The organism is Stenotrophomonas sp. STEN240 (assembly GCF_056756175.1).
The window spans coordinates 23,728-35,769 of the sequence record NZ_JBRRBO010000007.1; the positions used below are offsets into that span (position 1 = coordinate 23,728).

The following is a 12,042-nucleotide window of genomic DNA, read 5'->3' on the forward strand; positions in this document are numbered from 1 at the left end:
GCCGCGAAGCTGGCTTGGCTGCAATCGCCCGTATCGGTTGCAATCATCAGATGCGGCTGGCATTCGTCGGATGCTGAAAGTGCTTCGACTTGTTGCGGTACTGGCTTCGCGGCTTATGCCGCTCCCACAACAGATGTCGCCGGAGATTTGTGGGAGCGGCGTCAGCCGCGAAGCTGACTAATCTGCAGTCGCGCGCATCGGTTGCAATCACGAGATGCAGCTGGCATTCGTCGAGTGCTGAAAGTGCTTCAACCTGTTGCAGCCCCGGCTTCGCGGCTTACGCCGCCCCTACAACGCTGCGGACCTAGAATTTCAGCCAGCCGGTCAGCGCATGCAGCAGCAGGCCGATCAGGCCGCCTACCAGGGTGCCGTTGAAACGGATGTACTGCAGGTCGCGGCCAACGCTCAGCTCAAGTTGCTCGACCAGCTTCTTTTCGTCCCAGGCCTTTACGGTCTGCGCGATATGGCTGGTGACGCCACTGCGCAGGCGATTGGTCAGCTTTTCCGCGCCGGCCAGCATGTGCTGGTTGAGCGCGTCGCGCAGGGCGGGGTCGTTGCCGATGGTCGTGCCCAGCTTGCCCAGGCTGCGTTCCAGGTGGCCCGCCAATACCGAATCCTCGCGCGACAGATCAGCCCGCAGATATTCATGCACGCGCTGCCACAGGCCCTGCACATATTCCTGCACTGCCGGGTGGTCGATCACCTGCTGCTTGAGTGCATCAACTTTGGCCGCCAGGGCCGGGTCTTCGCGCAGGCGGCGCATGTAGTCACCCAGCCACAATGCATAGTCCTGGCGCAGCGGGTGCTCGGGTTGCGAGAGGATGGCCTGCAGTTCTTCCAGCCCGGCGCGTGCCAGGCGGTCGGCCAGTGAATCACCGATCTCGTCGATCGGTTTTACCCAATCCACGGTGCTGGCCAGCTTCGGCCATTCCTTGCGGATGTAACGCACGATCAAGGCCGAGGCCTGCTGTCGCACCTTGTCGTTGTCCAGCCAGTGGGCGACGCGGGTAAGCCCTTCGTCGAGCACCCGCTGGTGGCGGTTGTCGGCGGTCAGTAGCCCAAGCAGTTCGCCGGCGGTGGCCGCTGCGTTCCACTGCCGCAGCTGGGCCACCACAAAGCCCTGGATGGAGCGGCGCACTGCCGCCTCATCGAGCAGATCCAAGGCCTGCACCGTCCAGCCGCGCGCCATGCCGGCCAGCATTTTTGCCTGCGCTGGTTGCGCCAGCCATTCGCCAAGACGGGTGGCGGGATCGAACACTTTCAGCTTGGCCAGCAGTGTTTCCGGTTCCAGGAAGTGATCGCGCACGAATACCGCCAAGCTGTCGGCGATGCGTTCCTTGTTGCGCGGGATGATGGCCGTGTGCGGAATGGGCAGGTTCAACGGCCGCCGGAACAGCGCCACCACCGCAAACCAGTCGGCCAACGCACCGACGGTCGCCGCCTCACAGAACGCCCCCACCCAGGCCCAGATGCCGCGCTCGCCGTTGATGTGGCTGACAACGAAGCCGGCCAGCATCGCCAGCAGCATGGCCACGGCGTACAACTTGAGGCGACGCAGTTGGGCGCGGCGCGGGTCGTCCTGGGGGCTCACGGCTTATTCGTTGTCCTTGTCGCTCACCGCGCGGCGGAAACAGTGGTTGCCGGCCGGGTGCGCCCATTCGCTGGCGCGGCCGGCCTGTGGGCCATCGGCGCTGCTGGTGTCGAACTGCGCGCACAGCTCGTAGTGGGTGGCGTCCAGGGTGCGATAGCGGTAGTCGGGGCCACCGGCCGGGTCCTTGTAGGTCAGCACCATGCCCGGCTGCGCTGCCAGGGCGAGGATGTTGGGCGGCAGCGCGTCGTTCTCGCGCCAGTAATTTTGGGCAGCGGTCTCCAGCGTCCGCAGATGCGACAGGCGCGCCTCATCCAGGCGCTTGAGCCGCTGCTGCGACGGTGAATCGATGACCCAGACCCCGGCTGCAATTGCAGCCGCAGTGACGATGCCGGTCGCCCAAAGGACGCGGGTGCCCCAAGCGGTACGGCTCATGCCTCCACCTCCTCTTGGCGTAGATCCCACAGGTAGTACGAAAACACGGTGCCAGCGATCACGCCGACCACCAGTACCTTGAGCACGAAGCGCAGGCTCAGCTCGCCGCTCAGCAGGTTGTAGACCAGTGCGGTGAGATCGCCGATCAGGACCGTGGCGGCGACGAACAGGGTCAGATAGGTGAGCCAGCGGCGCACCGGTGACAAACGCTTGATCGGGTGCTTGTCCACGTCGCGGCTGACGCGATGGGCGGCGAAGGCGAACACCGGGAAGGCGATCACCAACGCCGAGATCGCCCAGCGGATGCCGCCGCTCAGGCGCAGCAGCTGCCAATCGGGGTCAGTCGGATCGGGCAGCGCGTACTGGATCAGCTGGAACAACAGGCTGCCCAGGTTCCAGGCGAAGAAGTACAGCGTGCTGAACAGCACCAGGTAGGCAAAGGCTTCGCGCGCCGATAGCGAGGCGCGTGGGCGCGGCACCGGCAGCGGGAAGTCCACCTCGGCCCAGCCATCCAGCACGCCGCTGATCTGCTGCTCGCTCCAGCCGGCGGCCAGCAAGGCGCTGCTGACCTGCTGGCGACTGTGGCCGCGCATCAAGGCGTCGCGGACGAAGGTTTCAAGTTCCGGGGAGGCCGAGGCCATCACATGCTCCTTGCAGGGATGACCGCAGCCTAGGGTGCCGGCTCAGGTCAATCAAGCGTCGGTCGGTTCTTCGACCTGGGAGGCCAGCATGCGCGCACGCAGGGCATCCAGTTCCATGCGCAAGGCCTGGTTCTCGCCGGTGAGCGAGGCCACGCGCTGGCGCAGGGCCTGAACTTCGGCGCTGTCGACGGCGCCGTCCAGGCCATCGGCTTCGGCCATGCTCAGCGGCTGCGACTCGTCGTCGGCATCTTCGCGCGCCGCCTTCGGCTTGCGCTTGGCGTCACGCACGCGCTTGGCGGCCTGCTTCAGCTCGTCCTTGCCGCCGCGTGCAGCGGCACGCTGTTCATCCTCGGGCAGGCTGGCCACGGTGGCTGCCGCGCTGAGCGAGATCGCGCCCACCCGCATGGCTTCGATCACCTCGGCGGTGGCGTGATCGTGGATCTTCTCGATCATCGTCACCTGGCTGGGGCTGAGCTTGGCTTCGCGGGCCAGATCGGCCTTGGACAGCTTGGGTGCCGGATCCCACGGTGGGCTGTCGTTGTCGGCTGCATCGCTGGGCGCTGCCTCACCCTCGCTCTCGCGGCGCAGCTGTTCCTGCTCGCTGCGGCGGCGGGTTTCCAGGATGTCGCGCTTGCGCAGGGCCAGCACGCCGCGCTGGTAGTCCGACACGCTGCGGCGGCCCAAGTGCTGCTCGATCATCCACAGATGCACATCGTCCATCGACTTGAAGCGGGTGTTCTGCACGGTATTGAACGCAATGCCGTGCTTGGAGCAGATGCCGTAACGGTTGTGGCCGTCGATCAGCACGTCGCCCCACAGCACCAGCGCGTCGCGGCAGCCCTCGGCCAGCAGACTGCGCTCCAGCGCGTCGTGCTCGTCCTGCGTGAGCGGATCGATATAGGCCTTGAGTTCTTCGTTGACGATGATGTCCATGAGAGCTGCCAAAAACGTGGAGCGGCATTGTGAAGCCCGCAGGGGCCACGGCCAACCCTTGCATTTACCGGAAATAACAGGTCCATGTCGGCGCGCTACGGTGGCCGGCGTACCATCAAGGCCTGCTGCAACGTCTTCGTCACAAGGAAAACCTGCATGAACAGCCCGCATATCCGTGAACAATGGCAGGCGTTGGCCGACGGCCTGTCGCTGCGCACCCGCGCGTTCATCAACGGCCAATATGTTGATGCGGCCTCCGGCGCCACCTTCGACTGCATCAGCCCGATCGATGGGCGGGTGCTGGGGCAGGTTGCCGATTGCGGGCAGTTGGACATCGACCATGCGGTGGCAGCGGCCCGCCGCAGTTTCAGCGCCGGCCATTGGGCCGGGTTGAAGCCGGTCAAGCGCAAGCTGGTTTTGCTGAAGCTGGCGGCATTGGTTGAACAACACGCCGATGAACTGGCCGTGCTGGAAGCGTTGGACATGGGCAAGCCGGTTGCCGAAGCACGCCGCGTCGATATCGGCGGCGTGATCCGCTGCATCCAATGGACGGCCGAAGCGGTGGACAAGCTCTATGGCGAGGTGGCGCCCACCGGCGCCAACGAACTGGGCCTGATCACTCGTGAACCATTGGGTGTGGTCGGCGCCATCGTGCCGTGGAATTTCCCGCTGTTGATGGCCGCATGGAAGATTGCGCCGGCACTGGCGGCGGGCAATTCCGTGGTGCTCAAGCCGTCCGAGAAGTCGCCGCTGAGTGCCTTGCGCTTTGCTGAGCTGGTAGCCGAAGCCGGTGTGCCGGAGGGCGTGTTCAATGTGGTGCCAGGCAATGGCAAGAATGCAGGCGAGCCGCTGGCCTTGCATATGGACGTGGATGGCCTGGTGTTCACCGGCTCGACTGCGGTGGGCAAGCGCCTGCTGCAATGTGCCGGCCTGTCGAACATGAAACGTGCCTACATGGAATGCGGCGGCAAGAGCCCGAACATCGTATTTGCCGATGCGCACGATCTGGACAAGGCGGCAGCGGCAGCGGCCGCTGCGATTTTCTACAACCAGGGCGAGGTATGCACGGCGGGCTCGCGCTTGCTGGTGGAGCGTTCGATCAAGGATGCGTTTGTTGCCAAGGTCATTGAGCACGGGCGGCATATGCAACCGGCGCACCCGTTCGAGCCCAAGGCGGCGATGGGTGCGATGGTGGACGAAGCGCAGGCCCAGCGGGTGCTCGGCTACATCGAACAGGGCACGGCTGAAGGCGCGCGTCTGCTGCTCGGTGGCAAGCGCGCCGAGGTGGTTGCAGGTGGCTGCTACATCGAGCCGACCGTGTTTGATGAGGTAAGCCCGCAGCAGCGGATTGCACGCGAGGAAATTTTTGGGCCGGTGCTGTCGGTGATCGCGTTTGACGGTGAGCAGCAGGCCTTGCAGCTGGCCAACGACACCGAGTACGGCCTGGCTGCCGGTGTGTGGACGCGCGACATTTCGCGCGCACACAGGGTTGCACGCGGGCTGCGCGCGGGTAGCGTGTGGGTCAACTATTGGGACGGCGGTGACATGACCGCGCCGTTCGGTGGCTACAAGCAATCGGGCAACGGCCGCGACAAGTCGCTGCATGCCTTCGACAAGTACACCGAGATGAAGGCGACCTGGATCAATCTGGAAGGCTGATCTGTTTCCCAACCTCCCCCTTGGCTACGCCAAAGGGGAGGGGTGTTGCATGCAGTGCTGCTCTGCTCCCTCCCTTTCGCGCAGCGAAGGGGAGGGCTGGGGAGGGGTTGGCTTCATAGCTTGTGCTCACGCTTTTTAAACGTCACACGCAACAGCAAAAGCTACCCCCTCCCAACCTCCCCCTTGGCTGCGCCAAAGGGGAGGGGCGTTGCATGCAGTGCTGCTCTGCTCCCTCCCTTTCGCGTAGCGAAGGGGAGGGCTGGGGAGGGGTTGGCTTCATAGCTTGTGCTCACGCATTTGAAGCGTCACATGCAACAGCAAAAGCTACCCCCTCCCAACCTCCCCCTTGGCTACGCCAAAGGGGAGGGGCAGTGCATGCAGCGCTGCTCTGCTCCCTCCCTTTCGCGTAGCGAAGGGGAGGCGTGATGCATCACGGTTGCGCTAAGCGCGCATCAATCTTTTTCCTGCGCCACCACCGCACCGGTTGCCGGGTCCAGACGGACCTCCACCTTCTCGCCATTGGCAGTCCGGCCCTTGGCCTTCCACATGCCGTCGTCCAGCTTGACGTCGCTGACGCCGATATAGCCGGCGCTGGAAAGCTGCGCACGGATATCAGCCTCGCTCAATTGCGAAACCGCTTTGTCCGGATACACCGTGCCGGTGCGCGGGTCGAGCTTCACGTCGACCTTCTTGCCATCGGCGCTGGTCGCATCGGCCTCCCACATGCCGTCATCGAACTTGACGTCCTTGACGTTGGTATAGCCCTGCGCCTCCAGCTGTGCACGCACCTGCGGGGCGGTCAAGGCATCCTGGGCCTGGGCGATACCGGCGCCGGCCAAGGTCAGAGCGGCGGCGAACATGGCAGTGCGTAGCGGTCGGTTGTTCATGGGTCTGCTCCTTCGGGTTCATTGCGCATCTGGCGCAGCAGCAACCCTACCGTCGACTACCTGTATACCTCCGTGAATTGCCGCGATGTGGCGTTGGCGCAATCGGCTGCGGTTAATCGATGTGCACGGGAACGCAAGAAAGTGTTCGCAGAGCGTTTCATGGCGTGTGCAGCACGTCACCTTGTGCCGCCGTGCAGAACCCCGCAAGCCTCAACGCCGGCAACGCGCACTTTCCTGCAGCAAGGCGCTGCGCAGGGCTGCACGGTCGCCCTCGCTCACCGCATTCTGGAAATAGTTCACCTCGCTTCGGCTGAGGCTGCAGGGGTCAATTTCGTAGCCGGGCGGCCAAAAGCCCAGGGAACTGGCCACGCCCTGGATCATCTGGCGCGGGCTCATCTGCGGCCGCAGGCGGAAGTAGCGCGGCGCGTGGCGAAACGCCGGGTCGTTGTTGAGCCGGCGGAAAGGCTGTTGGGCGAACGTCTCCGCGCTCAGCGCAGCGCCGGCTCGGCCAGCGTCGGGTATGCGAAGGTCCAAGGGCGGCGGTGACGGGCTGGCCGTCGCCTGCTCGACGGCGATGGGCGGCAGTTGCGACGGTGATTGCTGCGCCCGCGATTGTGCTGTTTGGCGGGAGCGTCGGCCTGGCTGGCTGCATGCGTGGTTTTCAGCGGCGGCGGCACAGGCCGTGGCGGCAGCCAGCGCAGGCTGGTGCGCGGCCCGTTGTCGGTGGGGCGGGGCTGGCGCGGCTGCAGCAGCCATAACGCGATGGCCGCATGCACCGCGATGACCACCAACGCTGCGCCCAGGTGTGGGAAAGATCTGGAAATTGCCGACATCACCAGTGCATCCATGCGGAGGGTGCTGTTGTGACCGCAAGTTGCACCAATAGGTTCCGCCGGCCCGGCCTGGCCTGGGCCGGTCCAGGAACGACGGTGTCGGCTGCAACCAATTGGCAGCGGCGGCAGCGGTGCATGGCAGACTGCCAGCACTCTTTCTTCCGCTACGCCCATGTCCGCTGCCGCCAGCTCCGCCCCTTTGAACTCTCCGCGCCGGGTACTGGCGGCCAGCCTGATCGGCACCACCATCGAATTCTTCGATTTCTACATCTACGCCACGGCGGCGGTGCTGGTGTTCCCCAAACTGTTCTTCCCGGAGAGCAGCAGCGATGCGGCGCTGCTGCAGTCGCTGGCAACCTTCGCGGTGGCGTTCATCGCACGGCCGGTGGGCTCGGCGGTATTCGGCCATTACGGCGACCGGATCGGGCGCAAGGCCACGCTGGTCGCGGCCCTGCTGACCATGGGCCTGTCGACGGTGGCCATCGGCCTGCTGCCGACCTATCACGACATCGGGGTGGCCGCGCCGCTGCTGCTGGCGCTGTGCCGGTTCGGCCAGGGCCTGGGGCTGGGCGGGGAATGGGGCGGTGCGGTGCTGCTGGCGACCGAGAATGCGCCGCCCGGCAAGCGCGCCTGGTACGGAATGTTCCCGCAATTGGGTGCGCCGCTGGGCTTCCTGTTGTCGGCCGGTACCTTCCTGTTGCTGGGGCGGGTACTGGATGACGCCAGCTTCCTGGCCTGGGGCTGGCGGGTGCCGTTCATTGCCAGTGCGCTGCTGGTGATTGTTGGCCTGTGGGTGCGCTTGAACATCCGCGAGACGCCCGATTTCCAGAAGGCTCTTGAACAGGGCCAGCGGGTGCGCCTGCCGATACGCGAGGTGCTGCTAGGCCATGGCTTTGCGGTGCTGGCCGGTACCTTGGCGGCGTTTGCCACCTTCGTGCTGTTCTACCTGATGACGGTCTTCACGCTGGGCTATGGCACTTCGACATTGGCCTATGCGCGCGAGGATTTCCTGCTGCTGCAGATGGTCGGCATCCTGTTCTTCGCTGCCGGCATACCGTTGGCTGCGCTGTATGGCGATCGTCATGGAACGGTCAAGGCGATGTTGTGGGCGACGGCGGGCATCTTCGTGTTTGGCTTGTTGTTCCAGCCGCTGTTCCAGGCGGGGCATCCGTGGCAGGTGCTGTTGTTCCTGTCGGTGGGCCTGTTCCTGATGGGCCTCACTTACGGCCCCTGCGGCACCATGCTGGCCGGCCTGTATCCGGTGCAGGTGCGCTATACCGGCGCCTCGCTGTCGTTCAATCTGGCCGGCATCCTGGGCGCGGCACCGGCGCCGTATGCGGCAACCTGGTTGGCCGGCAAATTCGGCATTGCTGCTGTCGGCGGCTATCTATGCGTTACCGCGCTGCTGACCGGCCTTGCCCTGCTGGCGATCAACCGCCACCAGCGCGGGGTTGCCGCAGGAACGCCGTAAGTCGCGACTACCGCCAATCCCACACAGATCGGCAACGTGTGCGCCTTGCGGCGTGCCTGCGGCAGAAAACCCGGGAGCAACGCTTGCGGCATCTGCAACGATGCCGGCAAACGCGCTGTTCCCGCAAACAAGGACTCAGTGGAACAGGCGCTTCAAGGTGCGTCCCAGCCAGCTGCCTTCCTGATGGTCACGGGCAAACTGGTTGAGGTGGCGTTTCACGTGCTCGGCATAGGCCTTGTCGTCGCCACGGATGTGGTTGAACAGCCAGCGTGACAGCATGTTGCGCAGTTCATCGGTGACGTCCTCACCGGCCTGGAAACGCATGCGGTATTCGGAGACGCGTTTGCCGAACACTTCATGCACGCGCTTGTGCGCGGCGCAGAACGGGTAGCCGGCCTCTTCCATCAATTCTTCTTCAAAGGCGAAGTGCGACATGGTGTAGTCCACCAGTTCGTCGATGACTTCCGCCACCGCGATGCGTTCGAGGTTTTTCTGTGCAACGTGCAGGTGATTGAGCATCTCCACGATGCGCATGTGCTGGTGGTCGATGACCTCCACGCCCGTATTGAGATCGTCCTGCCAAACCAGTAATGCCACCGCCACTTCTCCCCATGTGTGCTTTGAGCAGCACTGTAGGGAGCGGGCCGGGCAGGCGCGTTGATCTGGATCAATGCCGGGTTTTCAACGCGTTTTTCGTTCAGATCGCGGGGCGCGATCAGTGTGTATCGCTGCTGCAGATACGGTTGCGCCCGCCGGCTTTGGCCAGGTAGAGCTGGCGGTCGGCTTCGGTGATGAGCTGATGCAGGTTGCCGCTGCGCAGCGGCATGCGGCAAACGCCGATGCTGACGGTCATGCTCAAGGTGTTGTCGCCGAATGGCAGGCGCAGGCTGGCCACCGCCTGTCGCATCTGTTCAAAATGCGCTGCGCTGGCGGCTGCATCCAAGCCGCTTACCATCAGGCAGAATTCCTCACCGCCAAAGCGCGAGCTGATGTCATGCGCGCGGGTATTGGCCTGCAGTACCGAGGCGACGGCGCGGATGGCCTGGTCGCCGGCCTCATGGCCGAGGCTGTCGTTGATGTGCTTGAAATGGTCGATATCAATCATGGCCACCGCCACCATGCCGCCATTGTTGATGGCGCTGAGCTGGCGCTGGCTTTGTTCCAGAAAGCTGCGGCGATTGGGCAGGCCGGTCAGGAAATCGCGGGTAGCCAGATCCTGCAGCGTGCCGATCAGCTCCAGCTGGTCCACGTTCTGCGAGACCCGGCAGAAGAATTCCTCGCGCGAGAAGGGCTTGCGCAGGAAGTCATTGGCGCCGTTCTTGAGGAAGCGCGGGATAAGCGAGGGATCCGAATTGCCGGAGATGCCGATCACCGCCACCTTGTCGCGCGCACGCATGGCGCGCAGCCGGCGGGTGAGTTCCACGCCCTGCATGCCAGGCATTTCTTCATCGACGATGACCAGCCGGATGGCCGGGTCGGCTTCGATCGCACGCAGTGCCGAGGCGCCGTCATCGGCCTCGATGACGTGGTAGCCATACATCGTCAGCAAGGCGGCGGCATAGGCGCGGGCAGACGGCGAATCGTCCACCACCAGGGCGGCGATGCGCCGGTTGCGCTCCATGCGCTGCACCAGCCAGACCAGGTAATCGATGCTGCCGGGGGTGTTCTTCAGGACGTAGTCGATGATCTGTTGCTGCAGCACGCGCTTGCGCAGGTCCTCGTCATAGACCCCGCTGACCACGATGGTCGGCAGCCCGCGGTTGACGAAATACTGCACCACCTGGTCGCGGTCGCCATCGGCCAGCACCAGCCCGGTCAGTACCAGAAACCAGCCCTCCTCACGATCCAGCAGTTCACCGGCCTCAGCCAGGCTGGAAGCAACGCTGACCGGCAGCTCCAGCCGTTGCTCGATGGCCTCGCGTAGCATCGTGGTGAAGGTGCGTGAATTCTCTACGAGCAGGATGCGTTGCGGCAGCGGCGTGATCGACGGGCTGTCGAACGCGAGCTGCGGCGGGTTGGCCAGAGTTGTGAGAGTAGGGAGCATCGGAACGTGTAACGGCAGCTGGCGTAAGAACTTGAGGCGAAGCGCACGTCGCGGTTGCCGCACCGACGTGAAGGCCGGTCTTCACAAGCTGGTCGAAATTGCCGCTTGTCGCCCTCGGCCGCGTCCAGGTCTTACCAGAGCAGGTCGCGCAGCTTGTACCAGGACATGGCAGCCACCAGTAAAGGCATGCGCAGGGCCTTGCCGCCGGGGAACACGCCATGCGGGATGCGTTCGAACACATCCAGGCGCTGCGCCTGGCCAGCAATGGCGGCAGCGATCACTTCGCCGGCCAGGCCGGTGCTGGCAACGCCGTGGCCGGAGAAACCCTGGGCGAAATACACATTCGGGGTGATCCGGCCCCAATGCGGGGCACGGTTGCGGGTGATGTCGATATAGCCGCCCCACACGTATTCCATTTCGACGTCGGCCAGCTGCGGGAATACCCGGCGCATGCGTCGGGTCATGCTGGCGCGCAGGCCTGGCGGGGGCAGTGCGGAGTAGTTGGCCTGGCCACCGAACAACAGGCGGTGGTCGCGGCTGAGCCGGAAGTAGTCCAGCGCCCAGTTCACATCGGCCACGGCCATGTCGTTGCGGATCAGTGCGCGTGCGCGCTCGGCGCCGAGCGGCTGGGTGGCGCCGATATAGGTGCCGACCGGCATCATCCGGGTTTCCAGCTCGGGCGCGATGCCCTGCAGCCAGGCGTTGCCGGCCAATACGACGAAATCGGCATCGACGCGACCGTGCTCGGTGATCAGCGCCGGCTGCCCACCACGCTGCAGGCGGGTGACCGGTGAATATTCGTGCAGGGTGACGCCGGCGGCCTCCGCCGCCTGGGCCAGGCCCTGCGCATAGGCCAAGGGATGAAGGTGGCCGCTGGCGGGGTCGTACATCGCGCCCAGGTAACGGTCGCTGGCCAGCTCCTGCCGCAGCCGCGGGCGGTCCCACCATTCCAGCGGATAGTCGTAGCGCTGTGCCATGCGCTCGATGTCGGCACGCAGGGCGCGCTCCTGGCGCGGGTGGATGGGCACGCTGGCATGGCCGTCACGCCAGTCGCAGTCGATACCGTGGCGGGCGATGCGCTGCTTGAGCATGTGCATGCCGTCGCGCGAGAAATCAAACAGCAGCCGTGCATCGTCGTCACCGATCAGCGCTTCCAGCGTGTCCTGTTCGCAGCCGTAGCCGACGATGGCCTGGCCGCCATTGCGGCCGGAGGCGCCCCAGCCGATCCGCTCGGCCTCCAGGACGGTGACCTTGTAGCCTTTTTCGGCCAGGGCCAACGCGGCCGTCAGGCCGGTGTAACCGGCGCCTAGCACAGCCACGTCGGCACGCGCCTGGCCACGCAGCGGTGCATGCGCGGCAAGCTCGGGTTGACTGGCGGCATACCAGCTTGGCGGGTAAACAGGTGCAGCGGGGTCCACGGACATCAGGCCGAATCAGGGGTGGGCAGTGTAGCGACCCCGGCGTATGCGGCGCGCGCAGGCGGGGAACAGCCGGCATAGTGTGCCCGGTACAAGTTGAATGACAGATGGCGCTTGGTTGCCTAATCGGCGG

At 65.0% G+C, this 12,042-nt stretch carries 11 protein-coding genes; 2 read left to right on the plus strand and 9 right to left on the minus strand.

The features are described from left to right. Positions 1 to 304: 304 nt before the first annotated feature. The 4 genes from ACVOKO_RS04735 to ACVOKO_RS04750 are packed head-to-tail and all read right to left on the minus strand — an operon-like array spanning position 305 to position 3,597. Positions 305 to 1,591, minus strand: a complete 1,287-nt coding sequence (locus ACVOKO_RS04735) for a DUF445 domain-containing protein (protein ID WP_346497787.1) — start codon at positions 1,589 to 1,591, stop codon at positions 305 to 307. Positions 1,592 to 1,594: 3 nt separating this feature from the next. Continuing rightward, positions 1,595 to 2,023 carry a hypothetical protein gene (locus ACVOKO_RS04740; protein ID WP_346497789.1) on the minus strand — a complete coding sequence of 143 codons (429 nt, stop codon included), beginning with the start codon at positions 2,021 to 2,023 and terminating at the stop codon, positions 1,595 to 1,597. Then, positions 2,020 to 2,664 (minus strand): DUF5671 domain-containing protein, encoded by a 645-nt coding sequence (locus ACVOKO_RS04745; protein ID WP_346497791.1) that lies wholly within the window; start codon positions 2,662 to 2,664, stop codon positions 2,020 to 2,022. Before ACVOKO_RS04745 ends, ACVOKO_RS04740 begins: the two co-directional genes overlap by 4 nt. A gap of 51 nt (positions 2,665 to 2,715) precedes the next feature. Then, positions 2,716 to 3,597: a plasmid replication/partition related protein gene (locus ACVOKO_RS04750; RefSeq protein WP_346497793.1), complete on the minus strand. Its 882-nt coding sequence runs from the start codon at positions 3,595 to 3,597 to the stop codon at positions 2,716 to 2,718. A 156-nt stretch (positions 3,598 to 3,753) separates the two neighbouring features. Between ACVOKO_RS04750 and ACVOKO_RS04755 the strand changes: the two genes are divergently transcribed. Further along, positions 3,754 to 5,256, plus strand: coding sequence for an aldehyde dehydrogenase (locus ACVOKO_RS04755; protein ID WP_346497795.1), 1,503 nt, complete (start codon positions 3,754 to 3,756; stop codon positions 5,254 to 5,256). A gap of 452 nt (positions 5,257 to 5,708) precedes the next feature. Here the strand turns inward: ACVOKO_RS04755 and ACVOKO_RS04760 are convergent, their stop codons facing one another. Beyond that, positions 5,709 to 6,143: a PepSY domain-containing protein gene (locus ACVOKO_RS04760; RefSeq protein ID WP_346497797.1), complete on the minus strand. Its 435-nt coding sequence runs from the start codon at positions 6,141 to 6,143 to the stop codon at positions 5,709 to 5,711. Positions 6,144 to 6,631: 488 nt separating this feature from the next. Continuing rightward, positions 6,632 to 6,991, minus strand: coding sequence for a hypothetical protein (locus ACVOKO_RS04765; protein ID WP_346497799.1), 360 nt, complete (start codon positions 6,989 to 6,991; stop codon positions 6,632 to 6,634). Between the two features lie 157 nt (positions 6,992 to 7,148). Here ACVOKO_RS04765 and ACVOKO_RS04770 point away from each other — a divergent pair, with 157 nt between their 5' ends. After that, positions 7,149 to 8,447 carry an MFS transporter gene (locus ACVOKO_RS04770; RefSeq protein ID WP_346497801.1) on the plus strand — a complete coding sequence of 433 codons (1,299 nt, stop codon included), beginning with the start codon at positions 7,149 to 7,151 and terminating at the stop codon, positions 8,445 to 8,447. A gap of 135 nt (positions 8,448 to 8,582) precedes the next feature. Here the strand turns inward: ACVOKO_RS04770 and ACVOKO_RS04775 are convergent, their stop codons facing one another. The 3 genes from ACVOKO_RS04775 to ACVOKO_RS04785 form a co-directional block, all read right to left on the minus strand. Continuing rightward, complete coding sequence (locus ACVOKO_RS04775) at positions 8,583 to 9,044, minus strand: bacteriohemerythrin (RefSeq protein ID WP_346497803.1); 462 nt, start codon at positions 9,042 to 9,044, stop codon at positions 8,583 to 8,585. 118 nt (positions 9,045 to 9,162) lie between these two features. Continuing rightward, on the minus strand, positions 9,163 to 10,374 hold the full coding sequence (locus tag ACVOKO_RS04780) for a GGDEF domain-containing response regulator (RefSeq protein ID WP_346497906.1): 1,212 nt from the start codon (positions 10,372 to 10,374) through the stop codon (positions 9,163 to 9,165). Between the two features lie 248 nt (positions 10,375 to 10,622). Then, positions 10,623 to 11,915 (minus strand): NAD(P)/FAD-dependent oxidoreductase, encoded by a 1,293-nt coding sequence (locus ACVOKO_RS04785; protein WP_346497805.1) that lies wholly within the window; start codon positions 11,913 to 11,915, stop codon positions 10,623 to 10,625. Positions 11,916 to 12,042: the final 127 nt, after the last annotated feature.